Source organism: Rhodococcus sp. NPDC058639, from assembly GCF_042717545.1.
In the GTDB taxonomy this organism is placed as follows: Bacteria; Actinomycetota; Actinomycetes; order Mycobacteriales; family Mycobacteriaceae; genus Rhodococcus.
The window spans coordinates 181,899-203,337 of record NZ_JBHXRF010000002.1 but is presented as its reverse complement, the minus strand read 5'-3'; the positions used below and the strand labels follow the sequence as shown (position 1 = coordinate 203,337).

Genomic DNA, 21,439 nt, shown 5'->3' with positions numbered 1-21,439 from the left:
ACACGACGTGACAGCAGGCGGCGCGGATGCGACCGAAGAATCCGAGTCGATCACCCCGTCCGATTTCGTCGTCGTCGCGAATCGCCTGCCGGTGGATCTCGAACGCCTGCCGGACGGCACGACCCGATGGAAGCGCAGCCCCGGCGGTCTCGTCACGGCCCTCGAGCCGATCCTGCGTTCCAACCACGGAGCGTGGGTCGGCTGGGCCGGGGTTGCGGACGCCGATGCCGGTGTCATCGTCGAGGACGACCTCACGCTGTACTCGGTTCCCCTGAGCACTCAGGAGATCGCCGACTACTACGAGGGGTTCTCCAACGCGACGCTGTGGCCGCTCTACCACGACGTCATCGTCCGCCCGGAATACCGGCGCGAATGGTGGAACGTCTACGTCGAGGTCAACCGGCGCTTCGCGGAAGAAGCGGCCAAGGCCGCAGCACCGAACGCCACCGTCTGGATCCAGGACTACCAACTCCAGTTGGTGCCGAAGATGCTGCGGATGCTGCGACCCGACCTCACGATCGGGTTCTTCCTGCACATTCCGTTCCCGCCGGTCGAGTTGTTCATGCAGATGCCCTGGCGCACCGAGATCGTCGAAGGACTCCTCGGCGCCGATCTCATCGGCTTTCATCTCCCCGGCGGCGCCCAAAACTTCCTCTACCTGGCGGGCAGGCTCGCCGGCCACCAGACCTCGCGCGGCAACATCGGTGTCCGCTCGAAACTCGGTGTGGTCCAGGTCGGATTCCGTTCGGTGCGCGTCGGCGCCTTCCCCATCTCCATCGCGTCGGGCGAACTCGACGAACAGTCGCGTAGCAAGAAGATTCGCGACCGGGCCAAAGCGATCCGCAAGGAACTGGGCGACCCGGACCACATCCTGCTCGGGGTCGACCGGCTGGACTACACCAAGGGCATCGACGTCCGGCTCGACGCCCTCAACGAACTCCTCGACGAGGGACGGGTCGATCCGGCCCGCACCGTCATGGTGCAACTCGCGACGCCCAGCCGCGAGCGCGTCGAGTCGTACGTGCAGATGCGCGGCGAGATCGAGCGCATGGTCAGTCGCATCAACGGTGAGTACGCCGAAGTCGGTCGCCCGGTGGTCCACTACATCCACCGCCCGGTGCCCCGCGAGGAACTCATCGCCTTCTTCGTCGCCGCCGACGTGATGCTGGTGACGCCGTTGCGCGACGGGATGAATCTCGTCGCCAAGGAATACATCGCGTGCCGCAGCGATCTGGGTGGTTCGCTGGTGCTCAGCGAATTCACCGGCGCAGCAGCCGAACTGCGTCAGTCCTTCCTGTGCAATCCGCACGACCTGGAGGACGTCAAGGACAAGATGCAGGCAGCGATCGAGCAACCCCGCGACGCCGGACGCAAGACGATGCGTGCCCTCCGCCGTCAGGTCCTCACGCACGATGTCGACCGGTGGGCACGCTCGTTCCTCGAAGCGCTGTCGCACACCGGCGCTGCGGGACCCGCGCTGATCACGCCGGGCGAAGGCAACAGCGGGAACAGCGGGAGTCGGTCCCACTGAGTGGAACTGTGCCGCGGGACACATCCTGCGGGCATAACGTCTGGGTGTGACGACCTTCTCCCACCTCCTTTCCCCCGGCACCATCGGGCCCGTGACGCTGCGGAATCGGGTCGTCCTGCCCGCCATGGACATGAACCTGTGTGACGACGGCGAGATCGAGCAGGGCGACATCGACCATTTCGTCGCCCGCGCCGAGGGCGGCACCGGACTGATCATCACCGGATGCTGCGCTGTCGCCTATCCGCTCGGCTGCGCCAGCACCAAGGAACCCGGACTGTCGGAGGACAGGTTCATCCCCGGCCTCACCGCACTCGCCGACGCTGTCCACCAGGCCGGTAGTGCTCTGTGCGTGCAGATGACGCACCACGGCAAGGTCGCACGGATCGACACCGTCAACGATCGGCCGCTGCTCGTTCCGTCGACCCCGAACTCGAGCCCAGACCTGAGCGCGCTCGCCGACAACACCGGTGAAGAACTCCAGAAGATGGCTGCGGTCACCCACGGTAAGCAGGCCGAATACCACGAAGCCACGCACGAGGACCTGGCGTGGCTCGTGCGTTGCTTCGCGGACGCCGCGGGCCGGGTGAAAGCGGCAGGCGCGGACGCGGTCGAAATCCATTGTGCCCACGGCTATGTGCTCGGCGCTTTCCTCAGCCGCGCCGACAATCGGCGTACCGACGAATACGGGGGTTCGTTCGAGAACCGTGCGCGGTTGGCGTGCGAGGTCATCCGCGCGGTGAAGGCGGAGGTCGGCGACTCCCTGGCAATTCTGGTGCGCGTCGCCGGACGCGAATTCGGCGAAGCCGACGGCCTGAGCACGGACGAGGCAGTGCGGGCCTCACAGTTGTTCGAAGCCGCGGGAGCCGACGCGATCCACGTGACCGGGTGGGGCCGAAACCCGTTCTCCAACTTCACCGACGGGCCACTCCCGAACACTGTCGGCGCCTACACCGGTCTCGCCGCCTCGGTGAAGAAGGCTGTCGGCATCCCTGTGATCGCAGTCGGTCGCGTGCTGCCCGAGGTGGGCGAGAAGACCATCGCCGACGGTCACGCCGATTTCGTCGCGATGGGTCGCCAGTTGCTCGCGGATCCCTCCTTGGTCCGCAAGCTGGCGGCGGGCACACCGGAGCAGGTGCGGCCGTGCATCAACTGCTATGTGTGTGTCCAGGAGAACTTCTGGGACGACACCCCGATCTGCGCGGTGAATCCGGCGTTGGGCAACGAGACCCTGGTGCCGTTCATCCCCGCGTCCGCGTCGAAGCACGTCGTCGTGGTGGGGGCCGGGCCGGGCGGGCTCGAAGTCGCGCGCGTCGCCTCCGAGCGGGGACACCGGGTGACGGTGCTCGACAAGTCGGACCGGCTCGGCGGCACACTCTGGTTCTCGGCCCTCACCACCCCGGACAACGAGCAGTTGCTGACATGGCTCCGCTCCGAGATCGAACGCCTCGGCGTCGATGTCCGCCTGAACACCGAGGCCACCGCCCACTCCGTCGCCGCACTCGCACCCGATGTCGTCGTGATCGCCACCGGCGCGGTGCGCGGCCGGCCCGACGTTCCCGGTGGCGACCTGCCACACGTGCACACCGGCGATACGCTGCGAGCCCTGATGACCGGGGCCGGCGACACGTCGGAACAACCGTTGTTCCTCCGCACCATGGGGCGCCTCGGCAAGCTGTCGGGAATCACCAAGAGCCCACAGGCAATTCGGGCCGTCACCCGCAAGTTCCTGCCCATGGGCAAAGACGTGGTCGTGATCGGGGGCTCGCTCGTCGGTCTCGAACTCGCGGAGTTCCTCGCCGAACGTGGGCGCCGGGTGACCCTGCTCGAAGAGGGCGGACAACTGGGCCTGCCCATGGCCATGCCGCGACGCTGGACGGCAGTTCGGCACGCCGGCGAAGCGGGCGTGACCGTTCACCGGCGGGCACGGGTACAGCGCATCACCGCCGACGCCGTCGAATTCCGGGTCGGTGACGAAACCCTCAGCGCCCCGGCCGATATGGTCGTCGTGGCGTCCGGTGTCTCGGCCGCGGCGCCGCTCGCCGCCGAACTCGAGGGCAGGGTGCCGGAAATTCACGTGGTCGGCGACGCCGCGGATGTCGGCTACATCGAAGGGGCGATCCACTCCGCGTGGGACGTCGCGACGGTGCTCTGACGGGAACACCGTGTGTTGCAGGAGGACCGAGAACGACCCGGAGCCTAGATCGGTGTCAGCCGGCTGACGAGCCAGCGGCCGTCGTGTTTTTCGAGTTCGACTCGCACACGACTGCCGCTGCTCACGGCCTCCGGATTCTCGGAACTCGTGGTGATCTGGTTGAGGAACAGCAGGGTCACGGCGCTGTCGGCGTCGGCGGACACCACCGACGATCCCTGCACGCTCACCTGCACGCTGATGGCCTTCTCCTTGGCCCCCGGCGCGATGACGTTCTTCATCAGATTCGTGTACTCGTCACGGAAGTCTCCGGTGAGGCCCTCGCCCGCCACGGCGATCTGATCGTCCACCTCACCGTGGGTGTAGGCGAGCATCGCCACGGCCTGCTCCTCCGCTGCCACGCGGGCTTCGGTACGGGCCGCCTCGGCGGCCGAGTCGGCCCGCGCTCCGTACGCGAGCCAGCCGACGACGACCGCGAACACGAGCGCGGCCACCGACAGCCCGATCGCGACGTGCCGCAGGTACGAATGCGAGGCGGGTGCTGTGTCGACGGGCGCAGGCGCGGTGTCGACGGGCGCAGGCGCGGTGTCGACGGGCGCAGGCGCGGTGTCGACGGGCGCAGGCGCGGTGTCGACGGGCCCAGGCGCGGTGTCGACGGGCGCAGGCGCGGTGTCGACGAGCGCAGGCGCGGTGTCGACGGGTGCAGGCGCGGTGTCGACGGCTGAGGTATCCACGGGCTCGGCAGCGGTCGCGCCTGCGGTCTCCCCGGATGTGGTGTCGCTGGATGTGGTCTCGCTGTGCCTGTCCGTCTGGCTGTCCGTGTTCACTGACGTCACCTGCTTGTCTTTCCGGTCTTCACTCACGGCACGAACTCCACCTTCGACGCCAGCAGTCTGCCGTTCTCGTCGCAGATCGTCACGCGCAGACGGAAATCACGTGGTTCCGGCTCGGTCTGGTCGGCATTGCTCACCATCGCACGCGACGCGACGAGCGACGACGCGCACGTACCGTCCTCGTTCTGGATTCCGGCCTCGAGCACCTCCCCGATCGTCGTGACACCGGCTTGCTGCACGACCTCGACGAACGGACCTTCCCGCCCTTCGAATTCGGCCTTGAAGTCGCCTGTCGCCCCGTCGATCAGCCGCTGCACGTCCGCGTCTGCGGAGTCGGCGCGGATCGTGGTCAGGTTCAGCACGGTCTGACGCGCAGCCTGGACGAACGCCGCACGTCGCTCGTCACGCTCGTCGGCAGACCGCTGGTCGACGATCAGCCAGATACCGGCGGCCACAACGGCCATCAGCAGAATCGATGCGACCACGACCACCCGCTTGGGCCATGTCGGCGCAGCCGGTGCCACGGACGCGGCTGGTGCCGTGTCGCTGCCCTTGGTATCGGTCGCACTCGTCGGCGCGGCGCCCTCGTCGGAAACCGAGTGGGGGTCGACGCTGGGACCGTCTTTGTCGAGTTCGTTCGCCATCAGCCCTGCTGTGCCTTCATGAAAGTCTCCAAACTTCGGTCATCTCCCAGTTGGGCGTGGGTGTACACGGTGCCGTCGGGACCGATATATGTCCCCGTCTGCGGATCGATCCGGCGCGCGGTGACGCCGGCCGGTGCCGCAGCACCGTTGCCTTCGGTGTGTGACGCAGGCGTCGGCACGACATTGTCGGACGCTACCGGTGTAGGTGGACCCTGCCACGGATTGTCGGAGTATTTCGGTGTGTAGCCGGTACGGCACTGATCGGGTGTCGGTGCGCGGCGGCCCGGATACTCCATGCACGGCAGGTTCCGGGCACCGCGCTGGGCATTCGGATAGTCCTGCGGCAACTGGCAGAACACATCGCCCGGCGTATCGACCATCGTGGTGTCCGCGGGGCTGCGCCACTGATCCGGCGGGACGAATCCGGAGAGACAGGGCGGCGGGTCGTGAAGCTGGAGGTGGAAGTCGACGACCGCACCGTCCTCCGGCGGTCCGGACCCGGCCGCCGTGATCAGCGCGGTCGTCATCGGCGGATACAGCACGAGGATCTGCTCGATCCCGGAGTTGTAGATGACACCGACTTCACCGACGCTCACCAGATTCGCGAGCAGGAGCGGAAGTGTCGGGCGGAGATCCTGCAGCAGCACTTCGGCTTCGGCCGCGGCCGACGGACCCGTCTCCAGCAGTGTCCGCAGATCGGGGTCGCTCTCGCGCAACCGGTCGGTGAAGGTCACCATGTCCCGCGTCCACGACCGGATCGCGTCGCTGGTGACCGTCTGGGTGTCGAGCAGCGGCCCCACCTCGTCGATGAGTCGGCGGGTTTCGGCGCTGTTCCCCGATGCTTCCTGCACGAACAGGCGGGTCGAGTCGATCAGGTCCTGCAATTCGGGACCGGACCCGTTGAACGCCTCGAAGGCTTCGTCCACCAGTGCCTGCAGTCGCGTGTCACCGATGCTGGCGAGCAACACGTCCGCCTGGTCCAGCAGGGCACCGACCTCTTGCGGGACGGTAGCGCGCTCCACCGGCACCACGTCGCCGTCCGCGAGATAACCACCACTCGAACCACCTTGGCGGGGAACGAGATCGACATACTGCTCACCTATGGCGGACACACTGCGAACGGCCGCGTCCACATCGGCAGGAATCTTGTAGTCGCTGCCGATCGACAGCGTCGCGTCGACGCCCGCGGGCGAGAGCGCAACCGACTGGACCGTCCCGACGGTGATACCCCGGTAGGTCACGTTCGAGTGCGGATACAGGCCGCCGGTGGACGGAAGTTCCACGGTGAGCGTGTACTGGCCGACCCCCAGCAGCGCCGGCAGACGTACGTACTGCAGCGTCATCACGACGAGACCGATCACGGTGAGCACAGCGAAGATCGAGAGCTGGATGCGAACGAATCGCGAGAGCATCATGGTCCGAACACCCCCTCGGGAAGTCCGGGAATCGTGATCTCGCCGATTCCGGGGATCGAGAGTGTGCCGGCAGGTCCCGGAGCGGGTTGTGCGGGCGGCGGCGCGAGCGGCGCCTGGAACGGATCGACTGCCTGGGCGGCGAGTCCGGCGTCCCTGCCGAGTATTCCCTCCGGTCCGGCCAACCGGCCCGCCAGTGGGGTTCCGGTCAGGAAGTTCAGGTCGAGCCGATCGAGGGTGATGTCGATGGTCATGGCGAGGTTCGCGTAATCGCCCCGGATGACGTTGTTGATACCGGCCTGCGGGAAGGGGTATGTCAGGAGTACGCCGAGGACTTCGGTGAGCGCGCTGCCCGAGTCGGCCAGCGCCCGCAACGTCGGTGCCAGCCCTTGCAGGTTCGCTTTGAGATCGTCGTTGGAGCTTTCGACGACACGACTCGCCACCGTGCTCATCTCACCGAGCGAGGACATCGCCGACGTGAGGTTCTGCCGCTGGTCCACGAGGACTTCGAGCGCGGGCGGTAGTTCTTCGAGTGCCCGCACGAGGGTTTCGTTCTGGTTGTTCACCGTGACCGCGAGCCGGTCCATCCCTTCGAGCGCGGACACGATATCGCCGCGCTGGGTGTCGAGCGCGGACACGAGTTCGTCGAGACGCGGGAGCAGGTTGCGGATGGAATCCTCCCGCCCGACCAATGCGGCGTTGAGTTCGGTGGTGATGTCGTTGATCTGGGCCAGACCGCCGCCGTTGAGTACCAGCGACAGCGACGAGAGCGTCTGCTCCGTCGTCGGATAGACACCCGCACGCTCGAGGGGAATGCGATCGCCGTCCGCGAGCCGTCCACGCGCGGGTTCGTCGACGGGGGCCAGCAACTCGAGGTGCTGCGAACCGAGCAGGCTCGTCTGGCCGATCTTGGCCGTCGCGTTGGCGGGCACCACGGTGTCCTTGTCGAGCGCCACGGTGACCAGGGCGTGCCATCCGTCCACCTCGATCGCGGCAATCGAACCGACGGTGACATCGTCGACGCGGACCGGTGAGTTCTGGGTGAGCGTCGTGACGTTGGGCATCTCGATCTCGACGCGGTACGCACCTTCACCGCGTCCGGCGGTGCCCGGCATGGGAACCGAGTTGAGCCCGTCCCATTCACAGCCCGTCAGCGCCAGCGTTGCCGCCAGCACGACCGCGGCCGCGGTGATGCGCCGTCCATTCGACAGGATCATCGTCCCCCTCCCGGCTGCAGCAGTGTTCCCAGGTCCTGTGGGACCGCGACGTTCGGTAATCCGCCCAGCAGTCCGTCGAGCGGCGTGGGTGCGGGCGCCGCCTGCGGCGGTGCGGTCCCTCGTCCCGCGGACGCACCTTCGAGCCACGGTTCGCTGTAGACGATGTCGCCGGGGAACGCCTGCACACTGGCGAGCGGGTTGGCGAGTGCCGGCAGGTAGTTGGCGCTCATCGAGGCCAGGACCGGACCGAGTTGCTGACGGCACAACTCCTCGCTTCGTTCGGACGTCGCGTTCGCGGCGGCAGCGACCGACCCACACATCCACTCCACGGGGTTGGCCAGGTTGTTGATGGCGAGGGCGCCGGTCAACGACCCCTGTGCCGGCTTGTAGATGTTGTAGAAGTTGGCCAGCGACGTCGGGCCCGAGTGCAGAATCCGCTCGATCTCCGGCCGCTTGCGCGCGAGCACTTCGGTGGCGTCGGCGAGGCGCTCGACCGACTCGGTCAGTCCGGCACGGTTGTCCTGGACGAAACGCTGCACGTCGCCGACCGCAATGCCGAGATCGGTGAGCGAGACCCCGAGTTGGTCGGAACTTTGGGCGAGGACATTCGAGACGGAGGCCAGCCGGCCGCCGAACTGCACGATCTGCTCGTTGCTCGACGACAGCACCGAGACGAAGGTCTGGAGGTTCCGGATCGTCGAGAACAGATCGGTGCGTCCCTCCGACAGCGTATGCATGGTCGCGGACAGCTCACGCAGTGTGGTGCGGATGGTCTGCCCGTTTCCGTCGAGGTTCTCCGCGGCGGTGTCGATGAACCGGCCGAGCGACCCTTGTGGATCGAGTTCTTCCGGCCCGAGCGCCTCGGACAGGCGCATGAGTTCGGACTTGATCTGATCCCATTCGACGGGCGATGCGGTGCGCTGCACAGGAATCGTCGCGCCGTCCTCGAGGGCGGGGCCGCCGGAATAGACGGGGGTGAGCTGGACGAAGCGGGCAGAGACGAGGCTCTGCGCGATGACGACGGCAGCGGCGTCGGCCGGCACGTCGACCGCGTCGTCGATCGACATGGTCACCCGTACGAGGTCGTCGCCGGCCTCGATATCGGTGATGCGCCCGACCGACACACCGAGCACGCGTACGTCGTCACCCTCGTACAACCCACTGGTGGAGACGAATTCGGCGTAGACCGTCCGCTTGCCGAGGCCGGGCAGCACGAACCACACGAAGCCCGCGACCAGCGCAAGGACGACGGCGGCCGCGATACCGATCAGCAACCGGCGCGGGAGTCGGGAGCTTTTCGGAGGCGCCGGTTCGTGGTTGTCCACCGGCATGGTGTCGGTACTCATTCGCCATCCCTCGTGATCGACGGCGGCTCTTTGGGAATCACGTTCTGAAGATCCTCGGGGAGAAGGTCGGGGGCAACTTGGCTGTCCACGATGGCTTTCCACCACGGCGCCGGCAGGATATTCGACACGTAGGCGTTGAAGAACGGTCCGCTGGCCACGGATTCACCGAGAGCACTGATGTACGGTCCGAGACCGTCGAGGGCGCCCGCGATGTTGTCCTTGTTCGCCTGCAGGTTCGCGGTGACCGCGTTGAGCTTCTCGAGAGTCGGCCCCATCTGGCTCTGGTTGTCCTGGACGAGGCCGGTGAGCTGGCGCGAGACCGCGGAGATGTTCGCGATGAGTTCGGTGATGGCGTCACGCCGAAGGTTCAGTTCGCCGAACAAGGCGTTGGCGTCGACGATCAGCGCGTTGACCTGATCGCTGCGCTCGGACAGGATCGCGGTCACGTCTTCGGCCCGCTCGAGCAACTGCAGCAGGGACTCGTCCCGCGAGTTGATCGACTGGGACAACCGGGTCATGCCCTCGAGGGCACCGCGTATCTCCGGCGGAGTGTCTTGCAGCGAATCCGACAGGGCATCGAGCGACTCGTTGATCTGTCCCGTATCGAGTTCGGACACGGTGGTCGTCAGGTCGCCGAGCGCGTCGGTCAGCGAGTACGGCGAGTTGGTTCGCTCGATCTCGATGATCGTGCCCGGACGCATCACGCCGGAGCCACCCGGACGCACCGCGAGCGACTTGCGGCCGAGCACGGTGTTGGTCTTGATGTCGGCGCCGGTGCCGTCGCCGAGGCCGATCCCGTCCTGGATCGTGAAGTTCACGAGTACGGTCTGGCCGTCGAGTTTCACGTCGGTCACGTCGCCGACGGTGACGCCGGAGAGCATCACCTCGTCTCCGGCGACGAGTCCACCCGCGTCCTCGAATCGAGCCGAATAGCTCAGTCCGCCCGAGAGGAACTGGAGCTGGTCGTACTGCAACCCGGCGAGGACGATGGCGGCGGACACACCCAGACCGACGATGCCGATCTGGAGATGACTGCGTTCGCGCGGTGCACTCATTCGACCTTCGCACACCTTCCCGTGTCGTGGTTCGCCGTCGTGTACCTGACGGTGGTGCCGTCGGGTCCGGAGAACTTGAAGGTGTTGGCACAGAGGAAGAACTGGAAGAAGTTGCCGTAGGCGCCCACCCGGATCAGTTTCTTGTAATCCGACGGGAGACGTTCGAGTGTGCGGTTGATGTCGTCCTCACCCAGATCGAGTTGTGTCATGGTCCGATTGGTTTCGGCGATCACGGACTGCAGGTCGGGTCGGTTGTTCTGCAGCAGCGCTGCCAAATCCGCGGTGCCCGCCGCGATCTGCGGGATCGCGGTACCGATCGGGTCGCGGTCTGCGGCCAGCCCGCCGGCGAGGGCACTCAATTGGTCGATGGTCTCGGCGAACTCACGGTCGTGGTCGTCGATGGTGCCCAGAACGCCGTTCAGATTGTCGATCACGTCGCCGATCAACCGGTCGCGATCAGCGAGCGAATTGGTGAACGAATTCGTGTTGCCCAGCAAGGAGACCAGGGTCTGGCCCTGCCCCTGGAACACTTGGAGCAACGCGCCGGACAGGTCGTTGACCTGCTGGGAATCGAGTCCTTGCAGCAGAGGCTTGAACCCTCCGAGCAGCAGGTCGAGGTCGAGGGCGGGTTCGGTCTGCTCGATCGGGATACTTCCGCCCGGCTGGAGAACGTCGACGCTGCCGGGTCCCTCGAGCAGTTCCAGATACCGGTCTCCCACCAGGTTCTCGTAGCGCACGGTCGCACGCGTGCCGGTGAAGAGCGTGTATTTCGAATCGACGCCGAATTCGATTTCCGCGTGGTTGCCGTCCCCGATGTCGACCCCGTCGACCGACCCCACCTGGACACCGGCGATACGCACCTTGTCGCCGGATTTCAGCCCGGAGACGTCGGTGAATGCCGCGTGGTAGGTCTCGCTTCCGGTGAACCGGGCCTGGCTGAACACCACTGCCAGCCCGGCGAACACGAGCACCATCGTGAGCGCGAAGATCAGGAACTTGATCGTGTTGGGCCGCATCATCACTGCCCTGCCGCGAGGTGATCGCCGAACAGGTACTGGAAGATCGTCGGGTAACGCACCCATGCCTCCGTGGCCGGTTTGTACGGCGTGGTCCCGGTATCGGTCACCACGAACTTCGCGTTCCCGTCGCGTCGCGGATCGAAGTCCGGCAGGCCCCAGCAGTTCGGGCCGCCGGACGCCCCGACGACGGGCAGGTCCTGGGCCGCGTTGTACGGCGTGGCACCACCCATGAAGCTCGCGCTCAGCGTGAGCGCGGCGTATTCGCCGGTTCCGGCCATCGGCTCGAAGGCGATGCGAGCATCGTTGAGACCGATGATGAAGCACGTCAGTCCGGGCGAGTACTCGCCGAGGAGCCCGGTGGTGTACGACAGGCTGTCGAGCGCGGTGACCACTTGGTTCTCGTTCTCCCCCAGCACGTTACGACCGGTATCGGCCAGACCGGTGAGATTCATGAGCAACAGGTCGAGCTGCGACTGTTCGTCGACGATCGTGTTACCGACGTCGGTGACGTTGCCGATCGTGGTCATCAGATCCGGCGCGGTGTCCGCATAGAGGTTGGCGACGTCGGCGGCCGCTCCCAGGTCGTACTGCAATTGCGGGAGCGAGGGGTTCATCTCGGCCAGGTAGGCGTCCGCGTCCGCAAGGGTGGCCCCGAGCGCATCGCCGCGACCGTTGAGCGCCTCCGAGAGGGCACCGAGGGTGGCGTTGAGCTTCTCGGGTTGCACCTGCGTCAGCACCTCGGACAGATGCTCGAAGACCGTATTGAACTCGACCGTCACACTGTCGGCCGCGATCACCGCACCCTCTTGCAGCGGCACCGGTGACGGATCCTCCGGGACGACGAGGTTGACGAACTTGGCACCGAACACGGTGGTCGACTCGATCGACACGCGCGTGTCGGACGGAATGAGGTGCATCTGTCCCGGCTGCATCGCGAGCCGTAGCACGGCACCGTCAGGGGTGTGCTCGATGGACGAGACCCTCCCGACCTCGACGCCGCGCAGTTTGACCTTCGCGTCGGGTTCCATCACCAGGCCCGACCGCTGCGCGGTCACGGTGACGGGCGTGGTGGAGGTGAATCCGGCGGCAAACATCGTGAGTGCCACGAAGACGATCACGGCGAGCCCACCCACCAACACGAACGCCGCGAGCTTTTTCTTCCACGAGGGAGTGTCCATGTGCCGCGCCCTATCCCGACAAGTTGAAGTTGCCGGTCGCGCCGTACACGGCGAGAGAGATGAGCAGGGTGACGGTGACGACCGCGACGAGCGACGCGCGCACCGCGTTGCCGACGGCCACGCCGACACCGACAGGTCCGCCGCCGGCGGTGAACCCGTAGTAGGTGTGGATGAGCATGACGGCGATCGCCATCACGATCGCTTGGACGAACGACCAGAGTATGTCGGTGGGTATGAGAAAGGTCGTGAAGTAGTGGTCGTAGACGCCGGCCGACTGGCCGTAGATGACGACGGTCGCGAATCGGCTGGCGACGAACGACGCGATCACCGCGAGCGAGTACAGCGGGACGATGGCGATCATTCCCGCCAGGACCCGGGTGGAGACGAGGTACGGGATCGACGGGATGGCCATGGTCTCGAGTGCGTCGATCTCCTCGGACACGCGCATCGCACCGAGTTGCGCAGTGGACCCCGCACCGATGGTGGCGGCCAGGCCGATCCCGGCGATGGTGGGTGCCGCGATGCGGACGTTGATGAACGCCGCGAAGAACCCCGTGAGTGCTTCGACGCCGATGTTGCCGAGGGAACTGAACCCCTGCACCGCGATGATGCCGCCGGTGAACAGGGTGAGGAATCCGACGATGACGACCGTGCCGCCGATCACGGCGAGGGCACCTGTCCCCATGCTGATTTCGGCGACGAGCCGGAGGGTTTCCTTCGGGTACTGCCGGAGCGCGCGAGGGATCGTCGCGAGCGCCTTGCCGTAGAACAGGGCCTGCTCACCCAAGCCGTCGATCGACGTCGAGGCGCGCGAGAACCGCCGCACGGCCTTCGGGAATCGCCCGGAGATCACTGCCATTGTGTGTCCTCCGCGTTTCTCATCCGGCCGTCAGCTTGATGCCGACCGCGGTGACGAGGAGGTTGACGACGAACAGAGCCATGAACGCGAAGACGACCGTCTGATTGACGGCGTCCCCGACGCTCTTGGGGCCGCCTTTGACGTTGAGTCCGAGATAGGAGGCGACGAGGCCTGCGATCATGCCGAACAATCCTGCCTTGACCTGGGAGATCATGAGTTCGCCGAAGCCGGTGAGAAGCGTGATGCCGTTGATGAACGCTCCGGGGTTCACGTCCTGAAGGAAGACGGAGAACACGAAGCCACCGAGGATGCCGATCGTGCAGACGAGCCCGTTGAGCAGCAGCGCGACGACGGTGGACGCGAGCACGCGCGGGACGACGAGACGATGGATCGGGTTGATGCCGAGCACCCGCATCGCATCGATCTCCTCGCGGATGGTGCGGGCTGCGAGATCTGCACAGATCGCGGTGGCTCCGGCACCGGCCACGATCAGCACCGTGACCATCGGCCCGACCTGCGTGACGGCTCCGAGCGCCGCCCCGGCACCGCTGAGGTCTGCCGCACCGATCTCGCGGAGCAGGATGTTCAGGGTGAAGCTCACCAGGACGGTGAAGGGAATGGCGACGAGAACGGTCGGCACGAGAGACACCCGCGCGACGAACCACGCCTGGTCGACGAATTCACGTCGCTGGAAGGGCCTCGTGAACACCGCCCTCGCGGTGTCGCCGGTCATTGCGAAGAGGCCGCCGACGGCGCGCAGTGGAACCTCGAGGAGATCTACCACCGTCTCCCCTTTCGTTCGCCGGCCCGACCGAAGTCCGACCGTGCGCAGAAATCTGCTGTGACCCGCGTCATAGTAACTAGAACGTGTTCACGTGTCAAAGAAACATCCTGTAGACAATTCATCCGTTTTTTTCGCGGCCGCACTCTCTCCGCGTCCCCACTCTCACTAATTCGGACATAAGGCGCATTGATCAGCCGTTTTTCCGTTGGTTCGGCACTGCTCTCCCACTCGCCCCAACCCCGGAAGACGATTCAAAACAGTTGAAGACTGAAATTGAACGGAGATAAAACTAGAACAGGTATCCCTTGCTGCCGAAGCGCGGCGCACTGCCGACGCGGGACTGCACCCGTCGGCGTGATACGTACCCGACGCCCAGGATACGTGTCACGCAGGGTTGCAGAGAGTTCCGACTCGGGCGAGTCGGAAGGCGTTCACAGTTTGAGCGCGTCGGAGGCCGAGAACGTCGCGGCCGGATCGCGGTCCGCGAAGTAACCCCCCAGTTCGGCCGCGAGGGCGTCCGGTGTCCACTGCACGTCCGCGTCGAACCGTTGCTCCACGACCGGCGCGGCCATGAGCGCGACCATCGGCCCGTACACGATGAAGACCTGCCCGCTGATGTGATCTGCGGCGGGCGAGGCCAGGTAGGCAACCAGATTCGCCACATGGTCGGGCGAGAGTGGATCGACCTCACCCTCGGGCGGGGCGCCGAAGACCGATTCGGTCATCGCGGTGCGGGCACGGGGGCAGATCGCGTTTGCTCGCACACCGTAGCGGGCCAGTCCCCGCGCGGCCGACACCGTCAGTGCTGTGATGCCGGCTTTCGCGGCACCGTAGTTCGCCTGCCCCTCCGGTCCGAGCAGGCCCGCCTCCGACGACGTGTTCACGATGCGCCCGTAGACAGGTCCGCCTGCCTCCTTGGACTTACCCCGCCAGTACGCGGCAGCGTTGCGGCACAACAGGAAGTGGCCACGCAGGTGAACCGCGACGACGGAGTCCCATTCATCGTCGGACATGTTCGGCAGCATCCGGTCACGCGTGATACCCGCATTGTTGACCACGATGTCCACACCGCCGAACTCCTTCTCGGCGGCCTGAACCATCGCATCGGCGGTCGCGCGTTCGGCGACACTTCCCGGCACGAACGCCGCACCCGGTCCGACGGCGCGGATCTGAGCGAGGGTGTCTTCCACGGAGTCGTTCGCGACGAGATCGTTGACGACCACCGACGCGCCGGCGCGAGCCAAGCCGATCGCTTCGGCCCGCCCGAGGCCCGCACCTGCGCCGGTGACCACGGCGACCTTGCCTTCGAGGGACACACCGCTGCCGACAGAACTCATCCACGCACTCCTTGCGATTCGGGCCGGCCGGACGGCCACACCCCGGTGGACGTCCCCGGCACCACATCGGGACAGTCCAGAGAATGTAGAACGTGTTCCTATTTATGACAAGACGCGACGGGGTCCTACCTCACCCTTCGGACAGTGCGGCCCTGGGGCACTGCGCAATTGCCTCACGTACATCCGCCTCACTGCCTTCGGGAACCGGAAGCTTGACGAGCAACTCGTCGTCGTCGTTGAGATCGAACACCTCGGGTGCCACCCCGACACACACGCCGTTCGCCTCGCAGCGGTCGAAGTCGACCTTGACATCCATGACCCGAACCCCGTTTCACTTTCGTACCGACCCGACCGCCTCAGGCTAGAACGCGTTCCATTTCTGTGCAATGATTCGCGCTAATCCCGCAGCGGCGAAGTGGAGCGTTCGTGGACATCAGCTATACCTCCGAGCAACAAGCGCTCCGTGAGGAATTGCGACACTATTTCACCCACCTCATGACCCCGGAACGGCGCGAGGCTCTCGCCGCGACGACCGGCGAATACGGGGCCGGCAACGTGTACCGCGAGATCGTGCAGCAGATGGGCAAGGACGGCTGGCTCACGCTGGGCTGGCCCGAGGAGTACGGCGGCCAGAACCGCTCCGCGATGGACCAGCTGATCTTCACCGACGAAGCCGCGATCGCAGGCGCACCGGTCCCGTTCCTCACCATCGACTCGGTGGCGCCGACGATCATGCACTACGGCACCGCGGAGCAGAAGGAGTATTTCCTTCCGCGCATCTCCGCGGGCGAACTGCACTTCTCCATCGGTTACTCCGAGCCCGAAGCCGGCACGGATCTCGCGTCGTTGCGCACCACGGCCGTGCGCGACGGCGACGAGTGGGTGATCAACGGTCAGAAGATGTGGACGAGCCTGATCGCGTACGCCGACTACGTGTGGCTTGCGGTGCGGACCGACCCGGATGCGAAGAAGCACAAAGGCATCAGCGTTCTCATCGTGCCGACCGACGCGGAGGGGTTCTCGTATACCCCGGTCCACACCATGGCGGGTCCGGACACGAGCGCCACCTATTTCGAGAACGTCCGTGTCCCCGCGTCCGCTCTGGTGGGCGAGGAGAACGCCGGATGGTCCCTGATCACCAATCAGCTCAACCACGAGCGTGTCGCTCTCACGTCCGCCGGACCGGTGCTCACCGCGCTCCGCGAGGTGCGCCGCTGGGCCCAGCAGACGAGGCTGCCCGACGGACGCCGCGTCGCGGACCAGGAATGGGTGCAGGTCGGTCTGGCGCGGGTGCACGCCCGTGCGGAATACCTCGCGCTGATGAACTGGGACATCGCGTCGAGTTCCGGCAAGACACCGCTCGGGCCCGGGCCCGCGTCGGCGAACAAGGTGTTCGGAACCGAATTCGCCACCGAGGCCTACCGTGTGCTCATGGAGATTCTGGGGCCCGCGGCGACGATCCGCCAGAACTCTCCGGGCGCGCTGCTGCGCGGACGGATCGAACGGATGCACCGCAGTTCCCTCATTCTCACCTTCGGCGGAGGCACCAACGAGGTCCAGCGCGACATCATCGCGATGGCCGCCCTCGGCCAGCCTCCCGCCAAGCGCTAACGAAGGATCCTCCACCGTGGACTTCACCCTCACCGAGGCTCAACAGGACCTGTCGAGCCTGACCCGCAGCATCGTCACCGATATCGTCACCAACGACCATCTGCGCGTGCTCGACTCGCTCGACGACCGGATCGACCGGACCTTGTGGGACCTCCTCGCCTCGTCGGGAATCCTCGGCGCGGCGTTGCCCGAGTCGGTGGGCGGCGATGGATACGGGCCGCTCGAGCAGGCAAGCATCCTGCTCGAACTCGGCCGCGGGGTTGCCGCCGTCCCGTATCTGACGTCGATCGCGGTGTGTGCCTCCGTCATCGGCGAATTCGGTACGCCGCAACAGTTGTCGGAGTGGGGCAGGTCGGCTGCCGCCGGTGGGACGATCCTCACCGCCGCACTGTCCGAAGAACTCGACGACGATCCGGTGGTCCCCACCACCCGAGCGCACGCCGTGGACGACGGGTACGTGCTGGACGGCACCAAGACGGTCGTCGACGCAGCGCCGGTCGCCGATGGATTCCTGGTCCCGGCGTCGCTGGAGGACTCCGTCGCGGTCTTCCTGGTGCGGTCCGAGGACCCGGGTGTCGGGGTCACCCGCCAGGCAACGACCGATCGCGGCAGCAGAGGCATCCTCACGCTGGACGGGGTACAGCTCGACGCCGGGCGGGTGCTCGGCACGGACGGCGCAGCAGTGGCTGCCCGGCTGCGGGATCGGACACTGCTCGGGTCGGCCGCATACCAGTGCGGAGTGCTCGACCGCGCACTCGAGCTCACCGCGCAGTACGCCCGCGAACGCGTCCAGTTCGACAGGCCGATCGGCAGCTTCCAGGCTGTCGCGCAGCGACTCGCGGACGCCTACATCGACACCAAGGCGGTACGCCTGACCTTGTGGCAGGCCGCCTACCGGATGGCCTCCGGCGAACCGCACGCCGAGGAACTCCGCAGTGCTGCATTCTGGGCGGCGGATGCGGGACACCGCGTGGCGCATACGGCGGTCCACGTGCACGGCGGCGTCGGCCTCGACGAGGACCATCCCGTCCACCGATACTTCCTCGCCGCCAAACAGCACGAATTCCTGCTCGGATCGGCCACCTCGCAACTGCGTGCGCTCGGCCGGCTACTCGCCGACACGCCCGCCTGACCGGACGACGAGGACTGCCATGACCGCCGATCCCACTGTGACCTCGCTGCTCACACGCCTGTCCGACATCGACGACCGCGGCATGGCATTCGAGGACACCCGAATCTCGTGGCGGGAACACGTCCGCGCCTCGCACGACCGTGCGGCGTTGCTCCGCGACCTGCTCGACGAGAACGCTCCCCCGCACATCGGGGTGCTGATGGACAACGTGCCCGAGTTCTCCCTGCTGCTCGGTGCCGCCGCACTGTCCGGATCGGTGGTCGCGGGCCTGAACACCACCCGCCGAGGCGAGGCACTCGCCCGCGACATCGCGCTCACCGACTGCCGGGTGGTCTTCACCGAATCCGCTCACCTGCCACTGCTCGACGGTCTCGATCTTCCCGGGGTGCGGGTGATCGACGTCGACTCCGCCGAGTGGCCGACGATGCTCGCTCCGTTCGCAGGCTCGGCCCCGGTGGTCGCGCAGACGAAGCCCGACGACTTGTTCATGCTCATCTTCACGTCGGGAACGAGTGGAGATCCGAAAGCGGTGCGCTGCACCCACGGGAAGGTGACCGGCCCGGGGCTCATGCTGGCGGAGCGGTTCGGCCTCGGACCGGATGACGTGGTCTACCTGTCGATGCCGATGTTCCACTCCAACGCGATCATGGCCGGCTGGGGCGTGGCGCTGGCAGCCGAGAGCGGTGTGGCGCTGCGACGCCGGTTCTCGGCCTCCGGGTTCGTCACAGATCTCCGGAAGTTCGGCGTCACCTACGCGAACTACGTCGGCAAACCCTTGTCGTACATTGTCGCGACACCGGAGCGTGCCGACGACGTCGACAATCGTCTGCGCATCATGTACGGCAACGAAGGCACGGCGCCTGCGGTCGCGGAGTTCACCCGTCGATTCGGCGCCCGGGTCGTGGACGGCTTCGGCTCCACCGAGGGCGGCGTGTCCATCGCCGCCACCCCCGGTGCGCCGCCCGGGGCACTCGGAACGCTCCCCGACGGCATCGACATCCTCCATCCGGAAACCGGGAGGCCGTGCCCTCCGGCCGAATTCGACAGCGACGGCCGGATCGTCAACGCCGACGCCGCCACCGGCGAGTTGGTCAACACTCGTGGGGCCGGAATGTTCAGCGGCTACTACAACAATCCCGAAGCCGACGCCGAACGTCTCCGCGACGGGAAATACCACAGCGGAGACCTCGGTTACCGGGACGCGGACGGGTTCGTCTATTTCGCCGGCCGCAGTTCCGGTTGGCTCCGTGTCGACGGCGAGAACCTCGGGGCCGCACCCATCGAGCGAGTCTTGATGCGGTACCCGGGTTTCGCCCAGGTGTCCGTGTACGGGGTTCCCGACCGGCACGTGGGTGATCGCGTGATGGCTGCCGTGATACCCACTGTCGCCGAGGAATTCGATGCGAGGAAATTCGCCCTCTTTCTCGCCGAGCAGACCGATCTCGGCCCCAAACAGGTGCCCACGCTCGTGCGCGTCTGCCGCGAGTTTCCCCGGACCGCGACGTTCAAAATCCTCACCCGATCGCTCGCCGCGGAACGATGGCACTGCGCCGATCCGATCTGGGTCCGCGAACGCGGCGATGCCGAATTCGTGCGATTGTCACCGGGAACGACACACCTCCTCGAACCTCTCACAACGACGTCGGGACACCGATAACGTCTAGCCGAACACCAGGAAGACCGTGGGAGAAGCGAGGATCGATGGGATCGGTGCCCGGTACCGCAGCGCGCGCCCTCGGGAGTTTCTACGCGTTGTCGCTCGACGCATTCGTGGGTGCGTTCCGGGGACCGTTCCAGTGGCGTGAATTCCTCTCGCAGTTCTGGTTCATCGCGCGCGTGTCCCTCGTCCCGACGGTCCTCATGTCCATCCCGTTCACCGTCCTGGTGGTCTTCACCCTCAATTCACTGCTGCTGGAGATCGGCGCGGGTGATCTCAGCGGCGCGGGTGCCGGACTCGGCGCTATCACCCAGATCGGTCCCCTGGTGACGGTTCTCGTCGTGGCCGGAGCAGGAGCCACCGCCATCGCAGCGGATCTCGGATCGCGCACCATCCGTGAGGAGATCGCTGCCCTCGAAGTCCTCGGCATCGATCCCGCGGCGCGCCTGGTGCTGCCGCGTGCGCTCGCATCGACGGCAGTCGCCGTGACGCTCAACGGGGCGGTGTGCGCGATCGGGCTCACCGGCGGATTCTTGTTCTCGGTGACCTTCCAGAACATCGACCCGGGCGCCTACGCCGCGGGCGTCACCTTGCTCGTGGGGCCGGGAGAACTCCTGCTGTCGGAACTCAAGGCGGCAGTGTTCGGGCTGCTCGCAGGTCTCATCGCGTGTCACCGCGGCCTGTCCGTCACCGGCGGACCGAAAAGTGTCGGCGAGGCTGTCAACGAGACCGTGGTGTTCGCGTTCGTCGCACTGTTCCTCGCGAACATGCTGCTCACGTCGATCGGAATCGCGGTGATGGGTCGGTGAGCGTGCCACGGCCCACCGGCGGGCGGGTCGCTCACACTGCGCGCCGGGCCGGTCACGGACTCGACCGCGCGGTCGACACCGTCGGCCGTCAGGTGGTCTTCTCGATCGGTGCACTCGCCTCGACAGGGCGGGCCGCCCGCCACTATCCACGCGAAACACTGCGCGTGGTCTCCGAGATCGGGCTCGGGACCGGCATTCTCGCGATGATCGGTGGAAGCGTCGCGATCATGGGGTTCCTCACCTTGTTCGCCGGTGCGACGGTCGCGGTGCAGGGATTCACGTCTCTCGGCAATATCGGGGTCGAAGCGCTGACCGGTTTCCTGTCCGCCTACGTCAACGTGCGGGTCGTCGCGCCCGTGACCGCGGGAGTGGGCCTGGCCGCGACCATCGGCGCGGGCACCACCGCACAACTCGGCGCGATGCGCATCAGCGAAGAGATCGACGCCCTCGAAGTCATGGCCATCCGCTCGGTGCCGTACCTGGTCGGTACCCGCATCCTGGCCGGCCTGATCGCGGTGATTCCGCTCTACGCGCTGTCCGTGCTCGCCGCGTTCCTGTCGAGTCGTATTGCCACCGTGGTCGTTCTCGGTCAGTCCCCGGGGGTGTACGACCATTATTTCTCCACGTTCCTGCGCCCGGCCGACGTGGCGTGGTCGTTCTTCCAGGCGGTCGCGATGGCACTTGTCGTCATGACCGTGCACAGCTACTACGGATTCACCGCAAGCGGTGGCCCCTCCGGTGTTGGTGTCGCGACCGGCCGGGCGGTGCGGATGTCCCTCATCGCCGTCGTGACGATCACCCTACTCATTTCGCTGGTCCTCTACGGCAGCGCCCGCCAGCTGCATCTGGCCGGGTGAGGGCGGTGC

Annotated in this window: 19 protein-coding genes; 7 read left to right on the top strand and 12 right to left on the bottom strand. The window is 66.4% G+C overall.

Features of this window, described 5'->3' with window-relative positions:
• Window positions 1-7 precede the first annotated feature (7 nt).
• Together ACFWU2_RS03920 and ACFWU2_RS03915 are read left to right on the top strand one after the other, a co-directional pair.
• Entirely contained in the window at window positions 8-1,531 is a 1,524-nt protein-coding gene (locus ACFWU2_RS03920; RefSeq protein WP_378601122.1) for a trehalose-6-phosphate synthase, read from the top strand.
• Window positions 1,532-1,577: 46 nt separating this feature from the next.
• Window positions 1,578-3,683: an FAD-dependent oxidoreductase gene (locus tag ACFWU2_RS03915; RefSeq protein ID WP_378601119.1), complete on the top strand. Its 2,106-nt coding sequence runs from the start codon at window positions 1,578-1,580 to the stop codon at window positions 3,681-3,683.
• 44 nt (window positions 3,684-3,727) lie between these two features.
• Here the strand turns inward: ACFWU2_RS03915 and ACFWU2_RS03910 are convergent, their stop codons facing one another.
• From ACFWU2_RS03910 to ACFWU2_RS03855, 12 genes are all read right to left on the bottom strand, one after another.
• Window positions 3,728-4,201: a twin-arginine translocation pathway signal gene (locus ACFWU2_RS03910; RefSeq protein ID WP_378602291.1), complete on the bottom strand. Its 474-nt coding sequence runs from the start codon at window positions 4,199-4,201 to the stop codon at window positions 3,728-3,730.
• Window positions 4,202-4,539: 338 nt separating this feature from the next.
• Complete coding sequence (locus tag ACFWU2_RS03905; protein WP_378601116.1) at window positions 4,540-5,157, bottom strand: hypothetical protein; 618 nt, start codon at window positions 5,155-5,157, stop codon at window positions 4,540-4,542.
• Window positions 5,157-6,572 carry an MCE family protein gene (locus ACFWU2_RS03900; RefSeq protein ID WP_378601113.1) on the bottom strand — a complete coding sequence of 472 codons (1,416 nt, stop codon included), beginning with the start codon at window positions 6,570-6,572 and terminating at the stop codon, window positions 5,157-5,159. Before ACFWU2_RS03900 ends, ACFWU2_RS03905 begins: the two co-directional genes overlap by 1 nt.
• Window positions 6,569-7,786 carry an MCE family protein gene (locus tag ACFWU2_RS03895; RefSeq protein ID WP_378601110.1) on the bottom strand — a complete coding sequence of 406 codons (1,218 nt, stop codon included), beginning with the start codon at window positions 7,784-7,786 and terminating at the stop codon, window positions 6,569-6,571. Before ACFWU2_RS03895 ends, ACFWU2_RS03900 begins: the two co-directional genes overlap by 4 nt.
• Entirely contained in the window at window positions 7,783-9,132 is a 1,350-nt protein-coding gene (locus ACFWU2_RS03890) for an MCE family protein (RefSeq protein WP_378601107.1), read from the bottom strand. The genes ACFWU2_RS03895 and ACFWU2_RS03890 overlap by 4 nt, the downstream gene beginning before the upstream one ends.
• On the bottom strand, window positions 9,129-10,187 hold the full coding sequence (locus ACFWU2_RS03885) for an MCE family protein (protein WP_378601104.1): 1,059 nt from the start codon (window positions 10,185-10,187) through the stop codon (window positions 9,129-9,131). Before ACFWU2_RS03885 ends, ACFWU2_RS03890 begins: the two co-directional genes overlap by 4 nt.
• The gene (locus ACFWU2_RS03880; RefSeq protein ID WP_378602288.1) at window positions 10,184-11,203 is read right to left on the bottom strand and encodes an MCE family protein; all 1,020 of its coding nucleotides are present in this window, start codon (window positions 11,201-11,203) and stop codon (window positions 10,184-10,186) included. The genes ACFWU2_RS03885 and ACFWU2_RS03880 overlap by 4 nt, the downstream gene beginning before the upstream one ends.
• Before the next feature lie 2 nt (window positions 11,204-11,205).
• Window positions 11,206-12,384, bottom strand: coding sequence for an MCE family protein (locus ACFWU2_RS03875; RefSeq protein WP_378601101.1), 1,179 nt, complete (start codon window positions 12,382-12,384; stop codon window positions 11,206-11,208).
• Between the two features lie 10 nt (window positions 12,385-12,394).
• Window positions 12,395-13,243 carry an MlaE family ABC transporter permease gene (locus tag ACFWU2_RS03870; protein ID WP_378601098.1) on the bottom strand — a complete coding sequence of 283 codons (849 nt, stop codon included), beginning with the start codon at window positions 13,241-13,243 and terminating at the stop codon, window positions 12,395-12,397.
• A gap of 19 nt (window positions 13,244-13,262) precedes the next feature.
• Window positions 13,263-14,027, bottom strand: coding sequence for an ABC transporter permease (locus ACFWU2_RS03865; RefSeq protein WP_169621365.1), 765 nt, complete (start codon window positions 14,025-14,027; stop codon window positions 13,263-13,265).
• Window positions 14,028-14,458: 431 nt separating this feature from the next.
• Entirely contained in the window at window positions 14,459-15,364 is a 906-nt protein-coding gene (locus ACFWU2_RS03860) for a 3-oxoacyl-ACP reductase (RefSeq protein ID WP_378601047.1), read from the bottom strand.
• A gap of 130 nt (window positions 15,365-15,494) precedes the next feature.
• Window positions 15,495-15,680, bottom strand: coding sequence for a ferredoxin (locus tag ACFWU2_RS03855; RefSeq protein WP_378601044.1), 186 nt, complete (start codon window positions 15,678-15,680; stop codon window positions 15,495-15,497).
• Between the two features lie 110 nt (window positions 15,681-15,790).
• Between ACFWU2_RS03855 and ACFWU2_RS03850 the strand changes: the two genes are divergently transcribed.
• From ACFWU2_RS03850 to ACFWU2_RS03830, 5 genes are read left to right on the top strand one after another with little or no spacing between them, the layout of a single operon-like run.
• Window positions 15,791-16,975: an acyl-CoA dehydrogenase family protein gene (locus ACFWU2_RS03850; RefSeq protein ID WP_378601041.1), complete on the top strand. Its 1,185-nt coding sequence runs from the start codon at window positions 15,791-15,793 to the stop codon at window positions 16,973-16,975.
• 16 nt (window positions 16,976-16,991) lie between these two features.
• A complete protein-coding gene (locus ACFWU2_RS03845) occupies window positions 16,992-18,107 on the top strand; it encodes an acyl-CoA dehydrogenase family protein (protein ID WP_378601038.1) in 1,116 nt (371 codons plus the stop codon).
• A gap of 19 nt (window positions 18,108-18,126) precedes the next feature.
• Window positions 18,127-19,764, top strand: a complete 1,638-nt coding sequence (locus ACFWU2_RS03840) for a long-chain-fatty-acid--CoA ligase (protein WP_378601035.1) — start codon at window positions 18,127-18,129, stop codon at window positions 19,762-19,764.
• A gap of 44 nt (window positions 19,765-19,808) precedes the next feature.
• On the top strand, window positions 19,809-20,573 hold the full coding sequence (locus ACFWU2_RS03835; RefSeq protein ID WP_378601032.1) for an MlaE family ABC transporter permease: 765 nt from the start codon (window positions 19,809-19,811) through the stop codon (window positions 20,571-20,573).
• 2 nt (window positions 20,574-20,575) lie between these two features.
• Window positions 20,576-21,430, top strand: coding sequence for an MlaE family ABC transporter permease (locus ACFWU2_RS03830; RefSeq protein ID WP_378602285.1), 855 nt, complete (start codon window positions 20,576-20,578; stop codon window positions 21,428-21,430).
• The last annotated feature ends 9 nt before the right edge of the window (window positions 21,431-21,439 follow it).